The following is a 20788-nucleotide window of genomic DNA, read 5'->3' on the forward strand; positions in this document are numbered from 1 at the left end:
AATTCACTCCTTGAGTTTGCCTACTGTGACTAATCGTTAGATGCGCTATGTAATCCAAGAGACAACTGCCAATAACCCACTGACAGCCAGCGGCCAAACTTGTAGCCAATTCGGGAAAATTCGCCAACTTTTTTAAAGCCAAATGCTTCATGTAAACCAATACTGGCGGAGTTTGGTAACGCAATCACGCCTAGAACCTGTTCAATACCAAGTTGCTGCAAGGTATCGAGTAAATGCTGATAAAGGCGTTTACCCATCCCAAGTGAGAGCGCTTCCGGGGCAAGATAGACTGATGGTTCAACCGTAAACCGATAAGCGCTACGCCCTTTCCAAGGTCCTGCATAAGCGTAACCTTGCACGAGTCCGTCCTCTTCAACGACCAACCAAGGGAGATCGGCTGACAAGACGTTGTCAATGCGCGCTTGCATCTCGGCTTCGCTCACTGGCTGCTCTTCAAACGTAATGGTGGTGGTTTGCACGTAATGGTTATAGATTTCGACAATCCGCGCTGCGTCGGATTTAAGGACTGGACGAATATTCATGCTCCCTCCCTGAGCCTGAATCACAGGTTTTTTCACCTATATATGGGGTTAACTATACACTGAGTTGCAAAGAGTTCGAGCACTGTATTTAGTACGATTACCGCTAAAACTTAGCACTCAAACGGATTCGGTTATTAGGCCGCTAAATACCCCAACCATTCACTGGGAAACTCGGCCGCAACTGGCAATACCGAGAGCGCCAACAAAGCAAAACCCACGCCGACCAACGCCAACATGATGACAAACCCTATGCATATCCCCACCAGCAGAGGAACGCTTTTTCTCACCCCAAAGTTGACCCCAGAGGTCATGACCATGATGTTGTTCGGCCCAGGCGTGACCGATGACGAGATGGCAAACAATACCACGGCAATAAAATATTCCATAAGCTCGAATCCTTATCCTTAAGGTGGGAAACGTCGGCGTAATAGAGGCTTTGAGCGCTCGTCTCAAGCAAATGTGGTCAAATGCGGATTTTTTAAACCGTGAAGGCATCAAATCAGGCAATCAATCACACAACCGCGATGAATAATGTCAATTTTGTATTAACGTTTAAACGCGAGCACCAGAACACCACTTGCGACTAAAGCGATGCCGAGCCAATCTTTGGGCGCTGGGCGTTCGCCAAGGAAAATCGTGGCAAAAATCGCCACCAGCACCAAACTGAATTTATCCACCGGCGCGACTTTTGATGCTTCACCAATCTGCAAAGCGCGAAAATAGCACACCCAAGAAGCGCCCGTTGCAAGCCCTGACAGACCCAGAAATATCCATGTGCTGGCTTTAAGGGTCAACGGGTTTTGCCACTGGCGTGTAAGCCAAATATACACAGAGAGAATAACGAAGATGATCGCAGTGCGAATTAAGGTCGCCACATCAGAATTGACGTTAGAAATGCCTACTTTGGCAAAAATAGCGGTGAGAGCGGCAAAAATCGCCGACAGGATTGCCCAATAAAACCAAGTATATGATGAAGCCATTTGCTCTCCTTTGCCTTTGATTACGTTGGGTTTATTCAGTCGCTAGAACGCGATTTAACCCAAGGATGCAAACATAGCAAATTTCAATCACACATCCAGCATTAAATTCGCCTAGCCAATAAATTAAATCTGATTTGATCTAAAATAAGTTTATCTGCTTTGTAGCACGATAAACTGTTATCACTGATGACCAATCTCACTACAAAGTGACAATTTTAGTTGCGGCACCTAAAAGCGTAACTGATTAATAAATCAGCATATTCTTAATTATTTTCTTGTAACACACCAAAAACGTGACTTAGATCAACTAATTTGGAAATCTAACGTTGCATTTTTAACAGATGCGTAACGTCAAAATTGAGATTATCGTTATTTCATCGTTTATCAACACGAGATGAAAAAGAGGTAGCGATGAAAGTATTAATTCAATTCGATCAAGCAGGTAAATACAAAGACAATCTTTGGGATTCCACCACACTGCGCGCAAAAGGTGACATTCAAGCCGTTACTCCAGCATACGCAGCGCACTTGATTAAAGAAAAACAAGCGCATCTTTACACCGACGAAAACAACGAAGTTGTATTCAGCGCTTAACGCACGCATTTGTTCGCTAAGTGATCGTTCTTGAAGCAATTTGAGGAAGATTTTGGTGCGATAAATGAGTCTCATAATTTAGCCGCGCAGTAAGCTCGTCCCTAAATTATGAGATCCTATTTGGCGTCATTCTGCCGGCGCCGACTGTTTTATTCACGTCACTGCTAAGTGAATTGCCACGTGATGGGTTTACAACCCTTTGGAATGTATCAGCGCACATGCTGATTTTTTGTCTGTGTGCCGTTTCGGCAAGTCACTCTTCACTTACCTGAGTTTCGTTAAGCGCTTGTTTATGCAGTTCGCGCTGGCTTTTGAGTATGGTGTACATATACCAAACCACCGCAACGTTAATCGCAAATACTCCCACGCTTAGCACATTGAAATTGACGATCATTTCATAAATTTCAAACGGTAGATATATAGTGCCGCTAATAAAAGCGAACCACTCAGTCCACACCATGCCATGCCACAATCCATAAGCTTCAATAAAACGAATCGCCGCGTAAGCAAACGCGCCAATCTCTACCAAGGTAATATTGCTACTCGAAATACTTTGCGATTCTTGCAATAACATATGGGTGACGTAATTGGCAGGGTTAAGGTGTAAGTGCGCAACCAAATCGCTGATGATCAAATGAAGATTTTCCCCAGCTAACATATGCAAACCTAGTCCTACAATCAAAGACAATACGCCTTTTGATGCCTCTAAGGTTGCTACCGCCTGCAAGCCTTTTTTCGCTTTTGACACACTTACCTCTCGTTATTCTAATTTGAATCAGGCATTTAATTCACTTACCTGACCCACTTCGGGTCCTGATTCGCACCGCTTTCGGGCTCTGGTTTAGAGCACTATCGTTGCCAATGGTTCCCTGCCACCCTGACATTAAGCTGACTTTCGATACCAAAAGACAAAAAAGCCGCGTTTTGGATAAAGTGTATACAACACTTCGCCAAAACACGGCATGGTATTTTGTCTTTATGGGCTATTTTAGCTCAGCAAAGGTATCACAGGCTGTCATGTCACCACTTTCAAACCCGCGCTTGAACCATTCAATACGCTGCGCCGAAGAACCGTGGGTGAACGAATCAGGATGTACAGCTTGACCTGCGGCTTGTTGCAAGCGGTCATCACCAACAGCATTGGCCGCTTGAATACCCTCTTCGATATCGCCTTCTTCGAGCATGTTCATCTGCTTGTTGACTTCATGGCCCCAAACGCCAGCATAACAGTCAGCTTGCAGCTCCAGCATCACACTCAATGTGTTCGCTTGAGCTTTACCGCTGGTTTGCTGCGCTTGATGAACTTGGTCACTGGTGCCAAGCAGTTTTTGTACATGGTGACCGACTTCATGAGCAATCACATAAGCAAAAGCAAAGTCACCCGGCGCACCAAGTTTTTTCAACTCGTTCATAAAACTCAGATCAAGATAGACTTTTTGATCCGCAGGGCAATAGAACGGCCCAGTTTGCGCTTGACCAACGCCACAGCCAGTTTGAGTCATACCGCTGTACAGCACCAAGGTTGGCTCTTTGTAATCACCACCAAGTTTTTGCTGCCACACCGTTTCTGTGGTGCCCAAAATCGCCGCCACAAACTGACGGTTTTCATCGTTGCTGCTTGCTGCGGCTTGCTCACCGCTCATCGCAGAGGATGAGGTATCTGGCATGCCGCCTTGCAGCATGTTAACGCCAGTAAAATATTGGAACGCATAAAATGCCGCTCCAGCAATTAAGACAATACGGCCAATTTTGGTACGCAGCAAAAATGGCAGCAGACGCAACAAACCTGCACCGCCCATTCCCGCTTGCATCGGCTCTTGGCCACGCCGATCTTCTACGTTGTAACTTTGCTTCGAATCACGCCAGCGCATTACAGAATCCTATAGGGTTATTAAAACTGCGCTAAACATAGTTCAAACCTGCTTGGTAACCTAGGAACGAAAATGCGACAGGCACGGATTAATTGAGAATTGACATAGCGCAAACACATAGTCGGTCATTTCTGACAAGCCTGCACCGCTCAATTTGAGTTAGTCGACCAACTCTATGCCTAGGCTCTCAAGAAGAGCAAGCGCTTCATAGCGAGAAAATTTCGCCTTGGTTAGCGTATTTTCCAGTACATCGATATGGAAGTTGGTCGATTCGGTCAAATCCGCACAGTTAAGGTTGGTGCGCATAAACAGCGCATGATGAAAATCGCAATAGGTCAACGTCGCATGCGCCAAGTCAGCTTCACGCAGGTCGGCATCATGAAGCTTACACTCATCGAGTTTGAGCTCGTTTAAGGTTAAACCAAAGAACGAACAGTCGTTAAGAATACAGCGCTTAAAACTCAATTCATGGTCAAGATTAAAGCTTGGCCAATGGGCGCGAGTCCAATCAATGCCGACCAGTTTGCAATCCACAAACTCGATTTCAAATACCCGCGTGTAGGTGAGATTAACTAGACTTAAATTGCAGCGCTCAAAGCGGCAATTGATGAATTTACAGCGTTCAAAACGCGAGGATGAAAAATCACAATCATAAAATTCACACTCCTCAAATTCACTGTGGCTGATGTCTTCATCAATCAGCTCTAACTTGTTAAATGAGTGTTCAAAATAGTTTTGCTGGCTTTCAATGCCGTTTTCTAGGGAGGGATTGCTCACAGTGCACTTCTTTTTCTATCGTTACTGGCAACGACTGTAACAAAACTCACCGCTTAAAGCACGGCTGCCAGTCCAGTTATCCAGTGGCTTCGAACCGTGGTCAACATCCTAGCGCAACCGCGTTGAAATTGTCACCAAGTTACGGGTACTCAAACGCCAAAGAGGCAACGGCGGCGCGAATGTCGGGAAAGGAAATCTTCGCCAAGCACACTCGGCACTGACTAAACTCATGTTCACGAATAAGGCAAATGACGTCATCCAGAGTGAAGCGCTTTTTGACCGCGAACTTAACTTCATCGGCCTCCAAGCTCGAATGTTCAAGTAAGGTATTTAAACCAAAGCCGTGACCTTTTGAGTCGATCAGCCAATCTTGGTCGCTGGCAATCAAACCTTGCAGCGCGGCGTCGGTGTGCAAAGCTTGACGGGTCGCCACAAACAGCAGTTCGTGGTCGCCATCAAGTTTAACTAATGCTGGAAACTCAATCATAAACGTCCTTCTATTTCCGTTACGCTCACAGCGCTACAACCAAGCATCGCGCTCTTGCAGACATTCATACGACCCCATTTCAAATTCACGACAGATCCACGGGCGGTTTTCATAGATAGTGCAGCGATAGGTTTTGCGGTCCATGGCCGAACACCAGCCATCATCGAGGCGAAGCATGGTTTCACCGCCCCATTTATCAACCGCGATATGCTGCTTTGGGACGCCGGTATCAGTGATAAGCAAAACTTCTAGGCGGCAACAACACGCTTTGCAATTGGCGCAGCTCACCTCTTCACTCGGCTCTTGCTTAATCTCAATATTCATCGACGTCTCCTTGGTTGCACTTGCTCTCAACTAACAAAACGTATCAAGATACAGTGCTTCGACTTTGTCACGTGCCCAAGGGGTTTTGCGCAAAAACTTCAGCGAGGATTTAACACTTGGGTCGGTTTTGAAACAGTTAATATTGATGATACTGGCAAGCTCGCGCCAACCATAATGTTCAACTAACTGAGTCACGATTTGCTCAAGCTTGATACCGTGTAACCGGTTATTGGGCTGCGATTGCATGATGAAACTCTCAACGTTCAGCGAAATTACACTACGCAAACAGTGCGCAGCAGCGGCACGCTAACACAAATTGTCCGCCATGTATGCATGCCTTGAACCCAGAGCATCAACCACGCAGCAAGTCAAATTAATCAAGGCTCTGTTAAGGGCAATAAATTCACTTGGTTTGTCGCAAAATAACTGCGACAATTTAGCCTCATTTGTTTATCACACGGTTCATTATGAAACTTCTGGTTCGTAACCTAGCTCGCTCCATGACCGAACACGACATCCGCGTTCTGTTCTCTTCCCACGGCACTGTCACTGAATGCTCTTTGGTGTTAGACCAAAACACCGGTCTTTCTAAAGGGTTTGCCTTTGTAGAAATGCCCGATGAACAGGAAGCCAAAGCCGCGATCACCAGCCTGCATATGACCAATGTTGCCAAGAGCAAAATTCGCGTAAAAATCGCTGAGCAAAGATAATACTCTTTCATCGATGATGTTTGCTCACGCCGCATAAAACAAAGCCCGCTATCGCGGGCTTTGTTGGTTTTTAGGCCGATTATGACGCTTCGCTCAATACTTCTTTAAACGCAAACATGCCGTTAAGCGCAGCTGGAAATCCAGCGTAACCCGCCATCTGAATGATCACTTCTTTAATTTCCTGTTCGCTACAACCGACATTCAGCGCCGCCTGCAGATGCACTTTCAGTTGCGGCTGGCAATTACCAAGGGCGGTGAGCGCCGCAACCGTCGCAATCTCTCGGGTTTTAAGATCCAGGCCGTCACGGCAATAAATATCGCCAAACGGAAATTCGATGGTGTACTTGGCAAGATCGGGGCAAATATCTTGTAGGCTCTCAACCACTTTCTGGCCAGCTTCACCATCAATTTGGTTCAGTTTGGCTAAGCCGCGGTGATATCTTTCTTGGGAGTTTAATTCGTTCATAGCTGCAGTTCCTAATTAATGAGACACAGCGATGATGCGCAACACATCATCGGCTCGACAACCACAGCCTAAAAGTTAGAGTTCACTCTAAGTCAAGCGACTTCGCCATTTTGATAGAGCTCGATTTTTGCCTCAAGCGCCGCTAAGTGCTGCTGCTGAGTTTGAATATGGTCAATCAGTTGTTGCCGGTGTGCTTCTAAAAGCGATTGACGCGTGGCGCAGGTGCTAGCGCCTTGGGCGCGAAGCTTAGCGTATTGCAAAATACCTTCTAGCGGCATCCCAGTGTCTTTTAAGCGCAGAATAAAGCTTATCCAAGTGAAGTCTTTATCGGTATAGATACGATGGCCGCTAGGGTTGCGCTGCACTTGCCCCAGCAAACCAATTTTTTCGTAGTAGCGCAGTGTGTGTGCCGACACACCGGTGCGACGTGAAAACGCCTGCATGTTCATAAGACCTCCTAGCCCGCGATGGGCTTGGCCATGTTATAACCGGTAATCGTAAAACCGACTTTTTGATACATTGCCAAAGCACGCTGGTTGTGAAACGCGACGCGAAGCTTTATTTGCTCCATTCCAAGCGCAGCAAGCTTGTGTTCAAGTTGCTTAAGCGCCTGCTGACCAAAGCCCATGCTGCGATGCTCCGCAAACACAAAAAAGTCGTAAATAAAGGCGCTGCGATCGCTTAAATTGGCGCTAAACCATAAATAACCAACCACCTGAGTGTGCTTTTCAACCTGCGCTTCAATGCACATGAGATCGTGGTCGAGCGTGGTGATACCATCGGGAAAGCAGCGCTGAAATTCATGATTGGCTCGGCGCATAGCGTGCTCTTCATCTAAGCCAAAATTCTCGGCAATTTCCTCGCTATAGGCAGCGATAAAATAGCGTTGATACGCCTCAAATTCATCGCTGCGAATCGCTCTAAGTGTTACGGGCATTGCTTTCATCATCTCTTCCAATAAATCGTTATGTTGAGGCTTTTGTTGACCCGCGCGGAATAAACTAACATGGGCTTATTCTTATCTACAGCAGTAGATCGCCGCCGATTGGAATAAACTCACTGGCTTCATTCATTAGCGAGCGCGCGGTCAACTCGGCCACGCCATAGACTTCGACTTTTTTATTGCCATCAACGCGCAGTTTGTTGGCCAAAATGTCAAAGTCCCCGTCACCAGACACCAAAATCACCACGTCCGCTTGGCGAGCGTATTCCATCGCATCGATAGCAATCCCGACATCCCAATCGCCTTTCGCCGAGCCATCCGCACGTTGAATGAAGGGCTTCAACTTAACCTCAAAACCAATCGCGCGCAGAATATTTTGAAACTCATGCTGCTTTTGGTCACCGCGATCAATGGCATAAGCAAAGGCCTTCACCACCTCTCGTCCTTCGGTCGCAACCGCCCAAAATTGGTTGTAATCAAAATTGCGTTTAAACGCTTGTCTGGTGGTGTAATACACGTTTTGTACATCAACTAAAACGACGACTTTTTCCATCATGGGTTTTCCAATAAACTCATTGTCTAATAACGTCAGGCTTCACATTCTATTAAAAGGTAAAGCCTGAAAAATTGTGCGCCAACCCGTGAAGCTTAAGCTACTGGCGGGGCAATGATCGATTCACTGCTTAATGCTTGAATTTTGACCCCAAAGCTGCCGATGCTCGGTAAGGTTGCATTGTGATGGCGACGAATCTGTTCGCCGCTGGCATGGGCTTTATCGTGAGTGGTGTGCGCATCAGCGGCTAACGTGACCGCATAGCCAAGCCCTGCTGCGCGCCGGGTGGTGGTATCGACGCAAAACTCGGTCGCATAACCACAGATGACCACATGTTCAATGCCGCGCTTATCAAGATGTTCAAACAGCTCAGTGCGCAAAAACGAATCCGGCGTGGTTTTACGCACTAGAAGATCGCTCGGTTTCACCTCTAAATCATGCTGCAATTGCCAGCCTTCACTCAAATAAGCCAGTTCGTCGCCCGGTTCTTCATGTTGAATGAATACCACCGGCAACTCACTTGCTCGCGCCCAGTCGGTGAGCGCATTTATTCGCGCAACAACCTCGGTTGCTTCGAAAGGTTGTGGGTTTGGGGCAAATAATCCGTGTTGAACATCAATAACGAGCAGTGCAGTTTTCATGGTCTTCCTTTTTAAATCGTTTTCCATCACAGCCTTCGATTACAGAAAGCGTTTAATTAAAACGCCAGGCCTGGTGACATTGTCACGCATATGGCGAACTATGACTTACCTAAGTAAGGCGTAAGAAACTCCGCAACCTCATCACCAAGCAGCCCAACCTCGACATCAACGCCGGCATTTTTGAGGACCTCAATACCTTTGCCGCTATTACGAGGATCGGGATCGAGCATCGCGACCACGACTTTGCCAATGCCGCGCTCGACCAAGGTTTTGGCGCACGCTGGCGTGCGGCCAACAAATGAACACGGCTCAAGAGTAACATAGGCCGTCACCGTGCTAAGAGAGCCTTTATAGGCTTTAAGCGCTTGGACTTCAGCATGATCGCCACCGATGGCCTGAGTATAGCCCTGTGCAACGATAAGGTTATCTTTGATCAGCACACAACCCACTGGCGGATTAGGTTGGCACTCGGGTAGCGCTTGATGAGAAATCGCCAACGCGCGGCGCATAAAATCTTCGTTCATGAGAGAAACTCCGGAGTCAGGCGTAAGGAAAAGCGATTGCGGCATATCACCAAAGCCGAGGTAGAAAAGCAAGCGTCTACTTAGAATTTCTCAATCTTTTCATTATTTATTTCAATCAATAACGTCATTTTTATTTTTCAGATGTCTAACAGTGATAGGGTTGAATTAAGATTTCATTTGGAGTGAAACCAGCTATGCATGATGTGACGACCATGGCCATTACCGTTTTTATGGGCTTTTTTGCCATGATGAATCCGGTTGCCAATACCGCAGTATTTATTGGTATGACCGCAGATAAAAATGATGCCGAGCGTAAACAAGTGGCAATCAAAGCGCTGCTGTGCTCCTTTTTGATCATCACCACATTCAGTTTACTCGGCAAAGGCATCTTTGAGCTGTTTGGCATCACCTTACCCGCGCTGCGCCTTGCCGGTTCAGTGTTAGTGTTTCTGGTTGGCTATCATATGCTGCATGGCAATAGCTCAAAAATGCATACCGATCATGCGGGCGATACCGATGAAGAGAACGACATCGCAATCTCACCACTCGCCACACCAATTTTGGCTGGACCAGGAACCATAGCGACAGCGATGAACTACTCAGCATCGGGGCAGCTGATTAACATTATCGCCACCATAGTGTCCTTTGCGCTGCTGTGCTTAATTACCTTTGTGTGCTTTGTTTATGCACCTAAAATCGTTAAACGGTTTGGCAAAAGCGGGATTAGCATTACTACGCGATTGATGGGACTGATATTAACCATCATCGCGATGCAGATGCTGATCCAAGGTGTGCACGATGCTTGGCTGTTGTTTCAAAACGCAAATAACTAAACGAACAAAACCCGACTTGTCGGGCTTTATACTATCCACGGTTATTTAAGTGGCGGCCTTTGCTCGGGTTGCCCTTCTTTTGCAAACCACTCGTCCAGCGCATCGCGCGCTTTATCGCTGTACTGCCCAGCGTAGTTACTGATGTCAGAAAAGCTCGGCACTTGCATACCACACACACTATCCTGCTCGTGGCTGTCTGGCTCCTCGCCAAACAGTGTAAGCATGGCGTTGGTGTCTTTGATGGTCTGACAGCCATCATAAATATCCGCGGCGGTGACCGAGACAATCAAACCGATGCCCACATACGGCAGTGACTCTCCGACGACTGAAGTCACGTTCATCGCCACGTTACGCGCCACGCGTTTGGCTATTTTGCGTGACAAACCGTGCGCTTTCACCAACTTGGCTTTGTGTAATTTGGCTTGCTGAGTCAAACGCTGATTCTGCGCCGACAGCGCGCTCATCTTCGCCGCTTTGCTCTTCACTAACAGGTTTTGATACGGCAGATGCGAGACCGCACTGTAGAGGAAATCGTAAAATTTAGCGCTGGTTAACGTCAGTACATTGGTGACCAGTAAACCGACCATCATAAAGCGCCATAGCCAACGTCTTAAGCGTTGCAATCCCAACATATCACTCTCTTATTGCTCAAATTTCATTCATAGCAGACTAAACAAAATCGCCGCAGTCAGTGCAAGTAAAATGTTAACCTGATATCGAATCTCCACCACTTTCGCCAGCAATAAACGCCAATAGATTGTCCAGTGCGGCTTTAAAATACAGCTGGTAGCTGTTTTGCTCCACATAGCCCAAGTGTGGCAAAGCGGTTACGTTTGCAAGGCTCAGTAGTGGCTGATTGGCGCTATCTGTCGGCTCTTGCTCATAGACATCCAACGCAGCTTGTTTACTCGGATTCGCTAACAATTCTTGATACAGCGCGCCAGGCTCGACCAGCTCTGCTCGGCTAATATTGACAAACAGCGAGTCCGATTTCATCTGCGCCAGATCTTCTGCCGTAACGATACTGCGGGTAACATCGTTAAGGCGCAAATGCAGCGACAACACATCAGATGTGGCGAAAAACGCACTGCGAGTTTGCGCCGCTAAATAACCATCGTCTTGCGCCTGCTGTCGCGATGCTTCACTGCCCCAGATTTGCACTTGCATACCAAATGCTCGTCCAAAGCCTGCAATACGTTGACCGATTTTACCATAGCCCCAAATGCCAAGCGTTCGACCGTTCAAGCTACGGCCAAGCCCTAACCCGCCATTTTGTTGCCATTGGCCGTTTTGCAGCGCCGAATAATACTGAGGAATATACCGCGACGCCGCCATAATCAGCGCCCAGCAAAGCTCTGCTGGCGCCACTGGCGACCCGACACCTTCCAATACGCGAACCCCATAGCGCTCACACAGCGCAACATCAATATGGGCGCTGACTTTACCCGTCTGGCTAATCACGCGCAGGCTAGGCAACAATCTGAGTAACGCTTCGCTGATTTCAGTACGCTCACGAATTAACACTAAGCCTTCAACACCTTGTAGCTTGGCCGCCAACTGTTGAGGGTCTGAATAGCTTTGAGTGAGAACTTTAACCTCGTGACCACGCAGCGAGTCAAAACACGCTAGGTTTTTCACTGCATCCTGATAATCATCCAATATTGCTATCTTCACTAGGCACTCCTTGCAGGTTAGGAAATCGGTGTAGCCGATTCCGTCCCGTTCACTATAACGAGTTACAGATCCAAACGAATAGCAGCAACGCAAAAACGTGATTAAGCAGTTGAAATTATGTGATTAACTGAAGTGGGAATGGCGAAAAATAGAGACTGGATAGCGTCAAGAGGCCATAACATCGCCTCTGACGCCAGTATAAGGCGGCGATTAAAACCCAGCTAAGGTAACCATACTTAAGATCAATAATGCGCTGCTGGCAAAAAATCCAAGCGCAAAAAAGTAGCTGCGTGGGCTGGGGTTTTTCTCGGTGGCGATGCGGTAATACAGCGCCATATGGCCAAGCCTTGCGATCAAAAACACCCAAATAAACACACTGGTCCAAGTTGGTGACGCGCCGACAAACAGCGCCAAAAACGCCGAGCTCATCATCATCGGCAAGTTTTCCATGCTGTTCATAAAGGTGCGGTGAGCACGGAAAACAAACGAGTCATGGCTGAGCGACTCATCAATTTTTCCGGGTATCGCGTCTTTCTGTGCTGCTTTAGAAACGGTTGCAATCAGCCACTGCGCTACCGTCATCAAAATGATCAGTGCCATCCCCCACAAAGCGGTGTGATAGTGAGTAAATTCCATATTTTCAATTTCTCTTTCAATGGATTAGCTTGATAGTCTACACCACAGCGGCGCGCAAAAGTGCGCAATCGCTGTGGCAACTTAAAGACAGTCATCAATTCGCAGGTTTTGTCACCGCGATCTTTGGCTTGACGCTGCCCAAGATATTTATCAGAGCGCCGACAATGATTAAGCTGCCGCCAATCCAAGTTAAAACGGGCGGCAATTCACCAAACAGAATCAAGCCGAACATAATCGAGAACACCACTTGAATATAGGAGTATGCCGCTACTTTGTTGGCCACTTCGCTGCGCATCGCCTTGGTTAAGCCCACTTGGCCTATCTGAGTAAACACGCCGATGAAAATCAGCATTAACAACGCATCCCAACTTGGCATCACGAAATCATTGCCTAATAGCACTAACGATAATGGCAGTGCCAACAGTGGGAAATAGAAAATGATCACGGAACTGTCTTCACTGCCACTTAAGCGTTTGACAATCACGTATGCAACCGCACTGCAAAACGCACCGGTCATCGCGGCGCCAACGCTAAACAGCGGCAATTCACTGTGCTGGGTATCCATCAAACTTGGGCTGACCATCAACATGAGACCAAACAGACACAGCGCAATACAAATCACGGTTGAACCCTGAATGCGTTCTTTTAGGAAAATCAGCGCCAGCAAAGCGGTAAATACCGGATGCAAATATTGCAAAATGGTCGCTTCTGCCAACGGCAAGGTCGACACCGAATAGTAAACACAAATCAGCGCGATGGATCCCATCGTACCACGCGCCAGAAGCAGCTTTTTATTATGTCCCCAAATCGAGATGCCCTTGCGCTTCACATCGAGAAAACTGATGATAAAAGAGACCAGCGAACGCGCCGCGACAATTTCCATTAGCGGCATATTATAAACGCTGACTAATTTCACCAGCGCTGTCATCAAAGAAAAGCCCAGCGCCGACATCACAATGTAGCGAATGCCGACAGGGATAGAGAAAAACCAAGAGAGAGACATAAAGTTACGACTTAAACATGGCGTCGCCAAGAGCAGCTTAGCCAGAGTACAACTCGCGCCTGAAAATCAGACTATCAGGAGCGAAATAAAATTAATCGCTTAGCGCAGCCATTTGGCGGTCGTGCCAGCGACTTAATAGCAACACACTGATGATGGCGCCAAGTAAGGCAAAGCCCATATCGGACTGAGTGTCCCACACATAACCTTGCGTGCCAAGAAACGCATCCGCGCCATCGCCTGTTGCCACTGCAACCCACCATTCAACCAATTCATAAAACGCGCTAAAAGCGAGACAAAATGCCACACTAAACACGTTTTGCCACACGCGACCATTGATGATCCCGCGGCGAATCACGATTTCACGCACAATGACCGCAGGCACGAAACCTTGAGCGAAATGGCCAAGTTTGTCGTAGTTATTACGCGACCAATCAAACCACAGCTTAAAATCATCAAACAGCGGCACTTTAGCGTAACTGTAATGGCCGCCAATCATCAAAATAATGCAGTGAATGAGAATCAAACTGTAGAGCAATCCGGTCAGCTTAAAACGCCGATAAGTCAGCGCTAAAACGGCTAAACCAATCACCGCCGGAATCACTTCCAGTACCCAAGTAAAACGGTCATAAGGTTGGATGGCAGACCAAATAAACGCCGCGAAAAATATCGCGAGCCAAAGCAGTGCGTGCTTCATATTACTCCTTCGTTTCGGTATCTGCTGCGCGAATCATCTGCGCCAACTGAGCCAATTTTTCCGGGTCGGCGGCTTCGCAGTCATGGGATGACAGATACCCTTCATAACGTGCAAAATATTTGTTGCTTTTGGACTCGATCAATTGAAATTCTGCGCTGTTTCCGGTGCCGTGCATTGGCGATAATTTACTGTGCAGATGGTCAACACCGTAGCCTTCAAAAAACATTCCGGTGCGGCCAACATCATCAAACGCCTTATCCAGCAAATTGGCGACTTTTTTGGTCGCGACGATCAAATCACACAGCACCTCATCGCTTTGTTCAAACGCATAGCTGCTATGGTGGGCCTTAGGAATCACCACGGTAAAACCGTCGGTATTGGGGAAAATCGACAAAAACGCCAGATGGCGGTCATCTTCCCACACTTTATGACAAGGGATCTTACCGCTGGCAATATCACAAAACACACATCCCATACTTTACTCCTTTACGCCATACCGCATTAACTGATAGCCACCCTCATCGTTTTGATGATGACTGATGACTTTAAACCCTTGTGATGCATAAAAACGCGCTGCTTTCACGTTTTGCGTCATACACTTAAGGCTCAATGTTGCATGTTCACTTCGCGCTTTGGCAAGCAAATTTTTTCCCAAGCCAAGATGATGGTATTGAGGGTCGACATACAAGTGATGAATAAAATGGTCTGGCTGCCAAATTGAGATAAAACCCGCCACTTGACCACGCCAAAGTGCAACGTAGATCTGCTCATCAAGTGTATCGCGGTCAAAATCACTGAGTTGATATTGATGGGTATCGAGCCAAGTAAAGGTTTGCCGACGCACGTCCAAATAGAGTTTTCGCAGCGCATAAAGGTGATCGGGATGATAATCCACAATGTCCATTCGGTAATTCCCTGTGATTAAACGGCGAATGTTTGTCGGTATGACGGTGACGAGTGTAGCGCGAAACGTTAAGTCGCCCAACCCAATCATTACAGCAAAAACAAACCCGCCGCGCGATAGTCACTATCACGCGGCGGGTTACATGGCCAATCAGTAATGGCAATTGCCTTTCTTTGCCTGCCCTGGCGGGCAGAACTGGCCACCATTGGTATCATGATCGTGATTTGTGCCCGTGCTGGCTTTGACATCAACATCGTGAATTCGCCCTTCGACTCGCGTCAATTGGCAACCATTTAATACCATCAAACTCACTGCCAATAACAGATAGGTTCTCATCCTTATGTCCTTTATGCTTTAAGTCACACTTTTAGTGTAGCCAAAGCAAAGTGACATACGTCATAAGAAGGTCATGGTTGATTCACTATTTAATGAGCAAATAACAATTCGCTATTTAAATTCAAAGCCTTTAAACACGTCATTCATCAATAACCACTACATCAACGTCAGGGTTAGGCAGCAACCATTTTCGGACTTTCGCCGTATTGGTTGTCTTCCACACCACCATCAGAAATGAGGAAGTAGAACAGCACTAGGCCGCCAACCAATGGGATCAGTGAAATCAGTATCCACCAGCCACTTCGACCAGTGTCGTGTAAACGACGAATGTACACAGACAGCGTTGGTACCAGCGTAACCAGCGTAAAAACAGCACTGAGCACGAAGCTTCCCATAGCAGCGTCAATAACCGCAGCAACCACCATGAAAATTATTAAAAACAAATAATACATCCAAAATTCTTTGCGTCGTGCACGACCATTAAATACCGCGTATTTTTTAAAAGCCTGAATAAACCATTTCACAATTCATTTCCTCAATTTAGCGTCCTAACGTTGCAACCAACCCAGCGCTGAGTGGGTGGTCGGTGGTGACGTGGGCGAATGCCAAAATTATTGTCTTCCACATAGCCAATGAGGCGACTTATTGAGCAAATAGTTAAAGAAAAAGCCGAGAATTTGTTTGTAATTTAAATTGTTAGTTAATTGATTACCAAGGTAAAGTTCCGCTTTCTAAACACACAAACTCGCGACTTTTCAGTTGATTTTGCGCGATTAACGTCAGCAACTTTTGCGCCGATTGCTCTGCAGTTAAATGCGCGTCTTTGGCCGCCATGGTGGTCAACATTCGCCCGGGATGCAGCGCAACCAATGCAATCCCAAACTCATCAAGATCATCGGCTAAACATAGAGTGAGCATATTTTGCGCCGCTTTACTGATGCGATAAGAATAGGAACAACCACTGCCTTTTGCGGCTAAATTGGCTTGCAGCGAGAGTGACCCGCGTCTGGAACTGACGTTGATAACCAAAGCCTGAGAGGAGCGCTGCAACGCGGCTAATGCGCCTTTGACCGTTGCCAGTACTGCAATGCAGTTGGTTTCAAGCTCTTTTCGCAAGAATTCCGGCTCTGTGCTTTCAAGGCTCGGCGCTCGGGTCCCTGAACCGGCATTGTTGATCACGACATCTAAGGTGGCATCGCCAAGCCATTGACTTAACTGCGTCTGATAATCCGCGCGGGTAATATCACACACCAATACTTGGGCGCCTGTTAACGTTTGGCTAAGCTGCTGCTTTGCCTTCTCACTTCGCACCACCAAATACAGTTGATAGCCTTGCTGTGAGGCTTGTTTGGCGAGTGCCAAACCAAAACCACGATTGGCTCCGGTGATCAATATATTACGCATACTATGTCCTTGTTTAACGGCTGAGAAAGATGTCGTCAGGCAGGATGAATTTCTGAGCACAAGGCAATCGGGTTGAAGCGCGCTTAAACGCTAAGTGTTTGCGGTACTATCTTTACTCATACAAACTTTACTCATACAAATCGAAACATCGCGACCAACATACTTGCCATAGGGCGTGCACTCTTGATAGCCGTGTTTACGATAAAACTGAACAGCAGCTTGGTTGACTCGCCGCGTGGATAGTATCAAGTGTTGATAACCAAGCTCTGCGGCCGCCTGTTGCAATTGCTCAAGCAGATAACTGCCCGCGCCTTGGCGCTTGGAGTACATACGTTTAAGCTCAGCGCATTGGGCGTCATAGGCGCGAAATCCACCGCACGCAACAGGCTCGTTCGCAACGTAAACCACGCCATAGCGGTCGCTATCTGCATGATACTCTTCAGCCACAAATGAACTTTCGCCGCTGTCCTGCGTAAGGCGGGTTAACGAGGCGTTAAGCTCGGCAACCAACGCTTGGAAATCGTGATGCTCAGGCGTAACCAATTGATAAGTAAACGAGCTATCAAACTCAGACACGCGATTAACCATGCTCTTCTGGGTGTTTCTGATAGATGTTTGGTCGAACGATTTGCATAAACAGCGCAGGGTCATCCAGCGGGCTAAAACCAAATTGCTGATACAAACCATGTGCATCTCGCGTTGCGAGCACGATTCGGCGCAGACCTTGCACTTCAGGATGCATGGTGACAGCCTCTATCAAACGCTTACTCAGACCTTTCCCGCGGTACGCTTGGTCAATAAATACATCCGCTAAATAGGCGAAGGTTGCTTTGTCGGTAACCAAGCGCGCAAAACCAACCTGTTGATTATCTTGAGTATAAACCCCAAAACACAAGGAGTTATCGATAGCCTTTTGCAGGGTTTCACGAGGAATCCCTTGAGCCCAATAACTCGTCGAGATAAAAGAATAAATCACCGAAAAATCGAGTTCGCTAGGGTCGCTACTGACTCTAAATTCGTCCATTTACCACCTACATTTAATCAGCCAATTTTTGAACAATAAGCCGCTACTTAATATCGTCTTTTGTTATCAGCACCAGCAAAAAAATCAGCGCGACAGGCGGAAGCAAAGCCGAAGCACCGGCCATCGCGGCGGTAGTTTTTGGCGTTGCCGTTTTACGTTTACCCAAGTAATAACCGAGAAGCGTCATCACGATTACCAAGCCGATGATTGCTTGACTGATCACTGTAAGAGAAATATTCATCATGCCTTCCTTGTTGCCATCGTAAGCCACATTCCGAGGTGGCGAGTATCGCTTTCAAGACTAAGTGAAGCGCTAAAAAGACACAAGCAATAAACCAAAGTGTCAGCATTGCAGTGCCAACACCAAAGCATCCACATATTGAACGCGGATAAACGCCGCATGGCGCTGCGTTCCTGCGTTTCAAAACCAAACTTTTGATATAAGGCAAAGGCGGCGTGATTGGTTGCATGCACTTGCAGCGAATACTTGTCGATCTCGTTGTAGCTGCTAACTAACTGCGCGAGCTCAATAGCACGCCACCGCCCATGGTGATAAACAGTCCGCCAGTGATTTTTGCCATTTTAGCTTCGAGGCCCGAAAACAAGGCGCTTTGACCAAGACGGCTAACCATCAAGGCATAACCTAAATGCACACTGGTGACAATAGCGCATATCGATAAATACATCGCTGAAAACTGTTCTAGATGGGGATGGGTAATATCCAAAAATTGAGGCAAAAATGCCGAAAGGAAGATCAGCGTTTTCGGGTTACTTGCCGAAACCATAAATGCTTGTAGAAATAAATGCCGCGGACGAACTGGCGTGCCACTAACCGAGAGCTGGGTTGGCGTTCGTTTAGCGCCAGAGAGTAGACTTTTAACGCCCAGATAAATCAGATAGCCACCGCCTAATAGCTTCATCACCATAAACCATGCAGGCAAACGGCTGATGAGCTCACCTACCCCAACCGCAACCAAACCGACCACAATCAGCTGGCAGCTTAGATTACCTAAAATGGTCACCATCGCAGATTTCCAGCCATATTGCAGACTGTTCTTGAGCACCAATAGCACGTTTGGCCCGGGCGCCAGCGTCGTGAGCAAATACGCGGCGCAAAACATCAACCATAATTCCAAACTCATCACTTACTCCTTGTGACTTGCCGCCAACCTTAATTCGCTCAGCGACACCGAAATCTTCCCTTCTTACCTGACGGCTGTGGCGATAAGGCTTATCCGCATCTTGCTCCTAGCATCTGAGGCAATTCAAGCAGACTTGAAACAATCGAATATTGCGCCAAATCCTCGCCATAACGCTGCTGATATAAATCTCGCGCGTGCTGCCGACTTTGAGCGCTAATTGTATTTCCAGACAGCTCAAAGCCCTGCTTTAACAATTGTTCGAGTTCTTGCGGGTAGGTTGCGCTGTCCACATCACAATCTATCACTACATCATGTTTGATTAAAAACTGCATCGTCACCATACTTTTTGTCCACCACAGTTATGAATACGGAAGCGTTAAAAGGGCCAAACCTGAGTAGAGTTTTGCAAGTCATGGGCGACTGACGATTGGCTTGCTCCACATTATTTGAATTGCCAATTCAATACAAGCCAGTGATATAAAAATTCAGCCATAGCAGAAGGTTATCAACAAATAGACTGATAGGCAGTGAGATCAATCGCTTCGATTTCGCACACCGCTTTGATGTGCGGATTGGTCGCTAGAGGCCGCTAGGCTGGCGTTATTGGGTGAATAATACAGTTGGTACACATCGCTCTCCCTTAAAAACCGCATTTTATCCATTATTTAACTAAGTTTTTATTTAACTGAGTGTTGGATTTAATTTGCCAACCAACTCAAGGCTTGCTGATAATCGTTAAACGAACGCACTTCGCCGTTGATAAACCAATCACCGATTTTCGCCGCCCACGCTTGCCAGTCGTGCTCGCCATACAGGGCAATTTTGTCAAACTCAGAACCCAGGCTAAGCCCCAACTTGAAATCATCCCAAGCGGCTCTAAGTTCCCACCCTTCAAACTCGCTGGCATCAAACAGCACTTTGACGCGCGGCTCATTCACTTTGGCTAACGCGGCTTCCAACATTGGAGCCAACCGTTGGTAATCATCATGGGTTAATTTGCCAACCGCTTTGATGGCAACAAAAAAGTGTTCGCCGACACGGTCAAGCCCGATAGAAACGCCATGTTTGCTGATGTTCATGATCTGCTCCTTGGTAAAGGCATGGTCATCGTAAGCATGGCTCACCCAGGTAAAAAATGCCCAGCTGCAACCTTAGATTGAATCAGCGTAAAGGCCGCCGTTAAAAGCGTTATCACGATACCAACTCGGCACTTCACGCTTACTCCACTTAGCAAAACGAGATTTGTCCCCTAAATAGAATCGGCGATACGCCAATACCGGGTCGTCGACCACTTTGTACTCATCGGGCATCGCTTGAGCAAACGGGGTAAGACTTTGATGCGGGAAGGCGCGGTTAAGTTCGGGAATATCACCAATCTGTTTTAGCACCGCCATCGACTTGTGATCCTCACTCTTTGCGTAACGAAATTGGTATTCACGGTTGAGGGCCTGAGTAAGTTGATATAACCATTGGAAGTTGGCGTAAGATTCTTCCACCCACAATACGCATGGGTGCTTAATGTGGGTGGATTTGTAGGGCGTGGTGAACCCCTTTTTATTCAGCGCGGTACAAAGCAGTTGCACGCTTTCCAAAATCATTTTCACCACATGTTGATCGCAGTGGTATTGAGCGCAGCGCTCGATATCGAGATCCAAGATAAAAATATTCATCGCTAGCCATAACTGACCTGAGTTAAACACTGTCTCTGTATACGTACTCGCTGTGA

At 47.1% G+C, this 20788-nt stretch carries 34 protein-coding genes and 1 pseudogene; 3 read left to right on the plus strand and 32 right to left on the minus strand.

All coding sequences use genetic code 11. The annotated features are described in order from the left end of the window. Positions 1–29 precede the first annotated feature (29 nt). The 3 genes and pseudogenes from BLS03_RS21480 to BLS03_RS21490 all read right to left on the minus strand — a co-directional run bounded on the left by BLS03_RS21480 (position 30) and on the right by BLS03_RS21490 (position 1522). Positions 30–542, minus strand: a complete 513-nt coding sequence (locus BLS03_RS21480) for an arsinothricin resistance N-acetyltransferase ArsN1 family B (protein ID WP_093278796.1) — start codon at positions 540–542, stop codon at positions 30–32. 200 nt (positions 543–742) lie between these two features. Next, positions 743–928, minus strand: a pseudogene (locus tag BLS03_RS21485) (LysE family transporter); the annotation flags it as partial. Positions 929–1087: 159 nt separating this feature from the next. Next, complete coding sequence (locus BLS03_RS21490) at positions 1088–1522, minus strand: EamA family transporter (RefSeq protein WP_093278798.1); 435 nt, start codon at positions 1520–1522, stop codon at positions 1088–1090. Positions 1523–1933: 411 nt separating this feature from the next. Here BLS03_RS21490 and BLS03_RS21495 point away from each other — a divergent pair, with 411 nt between their 5' ends. Next, entirely contained in the window at positions 1934–2116 is a 183-nt protein-coding gene (locus tag BLS03_RS21495) for a hypothetical protein (RefSeq protein WP_093278800.1), read from the plus strand. Positions 2117–2369: 253 nt separating this feature from the next. On the opposite strand, the gene BLS03_RS21500 is transcribed toward BLS03_RS21495, so the two are convergent. The 6 genes from BLS03_RS21500 to BLS03_RS21525 all read right to left on the minus strand — a co-directional run bounded on the left by BLS03_RS21500 (position 2370) and on the right by BLS03_RS21525 (position 5821). Further along, positions 2370–2864 (minus strand): DUF2127 domain-containing protein, encoded by a 495-nt coding sequence (locus BLS03_RS21500; protein WP_093278802.1) that lies wholly within the window; start codon positions 2862–2864, stop codon positions 2370–2372. Positions 2865–3099: 235 nt separating this feature from the next. Then, positions 3100–3987, minus strand: coding sequence for a KPN_02809 family neutral zinc metallopeptidase (gene ypfJ / locus BLS03_RS21505; RefSeq protein ID WP_093278804.1), 888 nt, complete (start codon positions 3985–3987; stop codon positions 3100–3102). 159 nt (positions 3988–4146) lie between these two features. Further along, positions 4147–4764 (minus strand): pentapeptide repeat-containing protein, encoded by a 618-nt coding sequence (locus BLS03_RS21510; protein WP_245696754.1) that lies wholly within the window; start codon positions 4762–4764, stop codon positions 4147–4149. 139 nt (positions 4765–4903) lie between these two features. After that, on the minus strand, positions 4904–5251 hold the full coding sequence (locus BLS03_RS21515; protein WP_093278806.1) for a DUF4144 family protein: 348 nt from the start codon (positions 5249–5251) through the stop codon (positions 4904–4906). 33 nt (positions 5252–5284) lie between these two features. Then, complete coding sequence (locus BLS03_RS21520; protein WP_093278808.1) at positions 5285–5575, minus strand: YkgJ family cysteine cluster protein; 291 nt, start codon at positions 5573–5575, stop codon at positions 5285–5287. Between the two features lie 30 nt (positions 5576–5605). Continuing rightward, on the minus strand, positions 5606–5821 hold the full coding sequence (locus BLS03_RS21525; protein WP_093278811.1) for a VF530 family protein: 216 nt from the start codon (positions 5819–5821) through the stop codon (positions 5606–5608). 221 nt (positions 5822–6042) lie between these two features. Here BLS03_RS21525 and BLS03_RS21530 point away from each other — a divergent pair, with 221 nt between their 5' ends. After that, positions 6043–6285: an RNA recognition motif domain-containing protein gene (locus BLS03_RS21530; protein ID WP_093278813.1), complete on the plus strand. Its 243-nt coding sequence runs from the start codon at positions 6043–6045 to the stop codon at positions 6283–6285. Positions 6286–6364: 79 nt separating this feature from the next. Here BLS03_RS21530 and BLS03_RS21535 read toward each other — a convergent pair whose 3' ends face one another. The 6 genes from BLS03_RS21535 to BLS03_RS21560 form a co-directional block, all read right to left on the minus strand. Further along, positions 6365–6751: a carboxymuconolactone decarboxylase family protein gene (locus tag BLS03_RS21535; protein ID WP_093278815.1), complete on the minus strand. Its 387-nt coding sequence runs from the start codon at positions 6749–6751 to the stop codon at positions 6365–6367. Positions 6752–6843: 92 nt separating this feature from the next. Beyond that, a complete protein-coding gene (locus BLS03_RS21540; protein ID WP_093278817.1) occupies positions 6844–7200 on the minus strand; it encodes a MerR family transcriptional regulator in 357 nt (118 codons plus the stop codon). An 8-nt stretch (positions 7201–7208) separates the two neighbouring features. Further along, positions 7209–7700, minus strand: coding sequence for a GNAT family N-acetyltransferase (locus tag BLS03_RS21545; protein WP_245696756.1), 492 nt, complete (start codon positions 7698–7700; stop codon positions 7209–7211). Positions 7701–7773: 73 nt separating this feature from the next. After that, positions 7774–8247: an NYN domain-containing protein gene (locus BLS03_RS21550; protein ID WP_093278926.1), complete on the minus strand. Its 474-nt coding sequence runs from the start codon at positions 8245–8247 to the stop codon at positions 7774–7776. A gap of 95 nt (positions 8248–8342) precedes the next feature. Then, a complete protein-coding gene (locus BLS03_RS21555; RefSeq protein WP_093278819.1) occupies positions 8343–8888 on the minus strand; it encodes a cysteine hydrolase family protein in 546 nt (181 codons plus the stop codon). A 98-nt stretch (positions 8889–8986) separates the two neighbouring features. Then, positions 8987–9412 carry a bifunctional diaminohydroxyphosphoribosylaminopyrimidine deaminase/5-amino-6-(5-phosphoribosylamino)uracil reductase RibD gene (locus BLS03_RS21560; RefSeq protein WP_093278821.1) on the minus strand — a complete coding sequence of 142 codons (426 nt, stop codon included), beginning with the start codon at positions 9410–9412 and terminating at the stop codon, positions 8987–8989. Between the two features lie 194 nt (positions 9413–9606). Here BLS03_RS21560 and BLS03_RS21565 point away from each other — a divergent pair, with 194 nt between their 5' ends. After that, the gene (locus tag BLS03_RS21565) at positions 9607–10245 is read left to right on the plus strand and encodes a MarC family protein (protein WP_093278823.1); all 639 of its coding nucleotides are present in this window, start codon (positions 9607–9609) and stop codon (positions 10243–10245) included. Between the two features lie 41 nt (positions 10246–10286). On the opposite strand, the gene BLS03_RS21570 is transcribed toward BLS03_RS21565, so the two are convergent. From BLS03_RS21570 to BLS03_RS21650, 17 genes are all read right to left on the minus strand, one after another. Then, a complete protein-coding gene (locus tag BLS03_RS21570; protein ID WP_093278825.1) occupies positions 10287–10877 on the minus strand; it encodes a hypothetical protein in 591 nt (196 codons plus the stop codon). Positions 10878–10950: 73 nt separating this feature from the next. Further along, positions 10951–11919: a D-2-hydroxyacid dehydrogenase family protein gene (locus tag BLS03_RS21575; RefSeq protein ID WP_093278827.1), complete on the minus strand. Its 969-nt coding sequence runs from the start codon at positions 11917–11919 to the stop codon at positions 10951–10953. 210 nt (positions 11920–12129) lie between these two features. After that, entirely contained in the window at positions 12130–12555 is a 426-nt protein-coding gene (locus BLS03_RS21580) for an MAPEG family protein (RefSeq protein ID WP_093278829.1), read from the minus strand. A gap of 94 nt (positions 12556–12649) precedes the next feature. Beyond that, positions 12650–13558 carry a DMT family transporter gene (locus BLS03_RS21585; RefSeq protein ID WP_093278830.1) on the minus strand — a complete coding sequence of 303 codons (909 nt, stop codon included), beginning with the start codon at positions 13556–13558 and terminating at the stop codon, positions 12650–12652. 91 nt (positions 13559–13649) lie between these two features. Further along, the gene (locus BLS03_RS21590) at positions 13650–14252 is read right to left on the minus strand and encodes a DUF2238 domain-containing protein (protein WP_093278832.1); all 603 of its coding nucleotides are present in this window, start codon (positions 14250–14252) and stop codon (positions 13650–13652) included. A gap of 1 nt (position 14253) precedes the next feature. Continuing rightward, entirely contained in the window at positions 14254–14727 is a 474-nt protein-coding gene (locus BLS03_RS21595) for an HIT family protein (protein ID WP_093278834.1), read from the minus strand. A gap of 3 nt (positions 14728–14730) precedes the next feature. After that, positions 14731–15156 carry a GNAT family N-acetyltransferase gene (locus BLS03_RS21600; RefSeq protein ID WP_093278836.1) on the minus strand — a complete coding sequence of 142 codons (426 nt, stop codon included), beginning with the start codon at positions 15154–15156 and terminating at the stop codon, positions 14731–14733. Positions 15157–15306: 150 nt separating this feature from the next. Further along, on the minus strand, positions 15307–15492 hold the full coding sequence (locus BLS03_RS21605) for a hypothetical protein (RefSeq protein ID WP_093278838.1): 186 nt from the start codon (positions 15490–15492) through the stop codon (positions 15307–15309). A gap of 173 nt (positions 15493–15665) precedes the next feature. Next, the gene (locus BLS03_RS21610; protein WP_093278840.1) at positions 15666–16016 is read right to left on the minus strand and encodes a DUF805 domain-containing protein; all 351 of its coding nucleotides are present in this window, start codon (positions 16014–16016) and stop codon (positions 15666–15668) included. A 184-nt stretch (positions 16017–16200) separates the two neighbouring features. After that, positions 16201–16896 carry an SDR family NAD(P)-dependent oxidoreductase gene (locus tag BLS03_RS21615; protein WP_093278842.1) on the minus strand — a complete coding sequence of 232 codons (696 nt, stop codon included), beginning with the start codon at positions 16894–16896 and terminating at the stop codon, positions 16201–16203. 90 nt (positions 16897–16986) lie between these two features. Next, entirely contained in the window at positions 16987–17472 is a 486-nt protein-coding gene (locus BLS03_RS21620; RefSeq protein WP_245696758.1) for a GNAT family N-acetyltransferase, read from the minus strand. A 4-nt stretch (positions 17473–17476) separates the two neighbouring features. Further along, on the minus strand, positions 17477–17920 hold the full coding sequence (locus BLS03_RS21625; RefSeq protein WP_093278846.1) for a GNAT family N-acetyltransferase: 444 nt from the start codon (positions 17918–17920) through the stop codon (positions 17477–17479). Between the two features lie 43 nt (positions 17921–17963). Continuing rightward, on the minus strand, positions 17964–18164 hold the full coding sequence (locus tag BLS03_RS21630; protein WP_218122030.1) for a hypothetical protein: 201 nt from the start codon (positions 18162–18164) through the stop codon (positions 17964–17966). A gap of 268 nt (positions 18165–18432) precedes the next feature. After that, complete coding sequence (locus BLS03_RS21635) at positions 18433–19062, minus strand: LysE family translocator (protein ID WP_093278850.1); 630 nt, start codon at positions 19060–19062, stop codon at positions 18433–18435. Positions 19063–19151: 89 nt separating this feature from the next. Beyond that, entirely contained in the window at positions 19152–19394 is a 243-nt protein-coding gene (locus tag BLS03_RS21640) for a hypothetical protein (RefSeq protein ID WP_218122031.1), read from the minus strand. A gap of 366 nt (positions 19395–19760) precedes the next feature. After that, positions 19761–20141 carry a SpoIIAA family protein gene (locus BLS03_RS21645; protein ID WP_093278854.1) on the minus strand — a complete coding sequence of 127 codons (381 nt, stop codon included), beginning with the start codon at positions 20139–20141 and terminating at the stop codon, positions 19761–19763. A gap of 72 nt (positions 20142–20213) precedes the next feature. Beyond that, entirely contained in the window at positions 20214–20732 is a 519-nt protein-coding gene (locus tag BLS03_RS21650) for a pyrimidine dimer DNA glycosylase/endonuclease V (protein WP_093278856.1), read from the minus strand. Positions 20733–20788: the final 56 nt, after the last annotated feature.

The organism is Vibrio xiamenensis (genome assembly GCF_900100015.1).
Taxonomy (GTDB): Bacteria; Pseudomonadota; Gammaproteobacteria; order Enterobacterales; family Vibrionaceae; genus Vibrio; species Vibrio xiamenensis.

Coding starts and splice junctions, on each gene's coding strand:
- BLS03_RS21515 (WP_093278806.1), bottom strand. CDS start 5,251: ATGATTGAGTTTCCAGCATTAGTTAAACTTGATGGCGACCACGAACTG.
- BLS03_RS21520 (WP_093278808.1), bottom strand. CDS start 5,575: ATGAATATTGAGATTAAGCAAGAGCCGAGTGAAGAGGTGAGCTGCGCC.
- BLS03_RS21650 (WP_093278856.1), bottom strand. CDS start 20,732: ATGAATATTTTTATCTTGGATCTCGATATCGAGCGCTGCGCTCAATAC.
- BLS03_RS21490 (WP_093278798.1), bottom strand. CDS start 1,522: ATGGCTTCATCATATACTTGGTTTTATTGGGCAATCCTGTCGGCGATT.
- ypfJ (WP_093278804.1), bottom strand. CDS start 3,987: ATGCGCTGGCGTGATTCGAAGCAAAGTTACAACGTAGAAGATCGGCGT.
- BLS03_RS21590 (WP_093278832.1), bottom strand. CDS start 14,252: ATGAAGCACGCACTGCTTTGGCTCGCGATATTTTTCGCGGCGTTTATT.
- BLS03_RS21640 (WP_218122031.1), bottom strand. CDS start 19,394: ATGCAGTTTTTAATCAAACATGATGTAGTGATAGATTGTGATGTGGAC.
- BLS03_RS21615 (WP_093278842.1), bottom strand. CDS start 16,896: ATGCGTAATATATTGATCACCGGAGCCAATCGTGGTTTTGGTTTGGCA.
- BLS03_RS21595 (WP_093278834.1), bottom strand. CDS start 14,727: ATGGGATGTGTGTTTTGTGATATTGCCAGCGGTAAGATCCCTTGTCAT.
- BLS03_RS21580 (WP_093278829.1), bottom strand. CDS start 12,555: ATGGAATTTACTCACTATCACACCGCTTTGTGGGGGATGGCACTGATC.
- BLS03_RS21555 (WP_093278819.1), bottom strand. CDS start 8,888: ATGAAAACTGCACTGCTCGTTATTGATGTTCAACACGGATTATTTGCC.
- BLS03_RS21530 (WP_093278813.1), top strand. CDS start 6,043: ATGAAACTTCTGGTTCGTAACCTAGCTCGCTCCATGACCGAACACGAC.
- BLS03_RS21630 (WP_218122030.1), bottom strand. CDS start 18,164: ATGATGAATATTTCTCTTACAGTGATCAGTCAAGCAATCATCGGCTTG.
- BLS03_RS21525 (WP_093278811.1), bottom strand. CDS start 5,821: ATGCAATCGCAGCCCAATAACCGGTTACACGGTATCAAGCTTGAGCAA.
- BLS03_RS21600 (WP_093278836.1), bottom strand. CDS start 15,156: ATGGACATTGTGGATTATCATCCCGATCACCTTTATGCGCTGCGAAAA.
- BLS03_RS21495 (WP_093278800.1), top strand. CDS start 1,934: ATGAAAGTATTAATTCAATTCGATCAAGCAGGTAAATACAAAGACAAT.
- BLS03_RS21585 (WP_093278830.1), bottom strand. CDS start 13,558: ATGTCTCTCTCTTGGTTTTTCTCTATCCCTGTCGGCATTCGCTACATT.
- BLS03_RS21565 (WP_093278823.1), top strand. CDS start 9,607: ATGCATGATGTGACGACCATGGCCATTACCGTTTTTATGGGCTTTTTT.
- BLS03_RS21545 (WP_245696756.1), bottom strand. CDS start 7,700: ATGATGAAAGCAATGCCCGTAACACTTAGAGCGATTCGCAGCGATGAA.
- BLS03_RS21570 (WP_093278825.1), bottom strand. CDS start 10,877: ATGTTGGGATTGCAACGCTTAAGACGTTGGCTATGGCGCTTTATGATG.
- BLS03_RS21635 (WP_093278850.1), bottom strand. CDS start 19,062: ATGAGTTTGGAATTATGGTTGATGTTTTGCGCCGCGTATTTGCTCACG.
- BLS03_RS21535 (WP_093278815.1), bottom strand. CDS start 6,751: ATGAACGAATTAAACTCCCAAGAAAGATATCACCGCGGCTTAGCCAAA.
- BLS03_RS21625 (WP_093278846.1), bottom strand. CDS start 17,920: ATGGACGAATTTAGAGTCAGTAGCGACCCTAGCGAACTCGATTTTTCG.
- BLS03_RS21550 (WP_093278926.1), bottom strand. CDS start 8,247: ATGGAAAAAGTCGTCGTTTTAGTTGATGTACAAAACGTGTATTACACC.
- BLS03_RS21605 (WP_093278838.1), bottom strand. CDS start 15,492: ATGAGAACCTATCTGTTATTGGCAGTGAGTTTGATGGTATTAAATGGT.
- BLS03_RS21560 (WP_093278821.1), bottom strand. CDS start 9,412: ATGAACGAAGATTTTATGCGCCGCGCGTTGGCGATTTCTCATCAAGCG.
- BLS03_RS21645 (WP_093278854.1), bottom strand. CDS start 20,141: ATGAACATCAGCAAACATGGCGTTTCTATCGGGCTTGACCGTGTCGGC.
- BLS03_RS21540 (WP_093278817.1), bottom strand. CDS start 7,200: ATGAACATGCAGGCGTTTTCACGTCGCACCGGTGTGTCGGCACACACA.
- BLS03_RS21480 (WP_093278796.1), bottom strand. CDS start 542: ATGAATATTCGTCCAGTCCTTAAATCCGACGCAGCGCGGATTGTCGAA.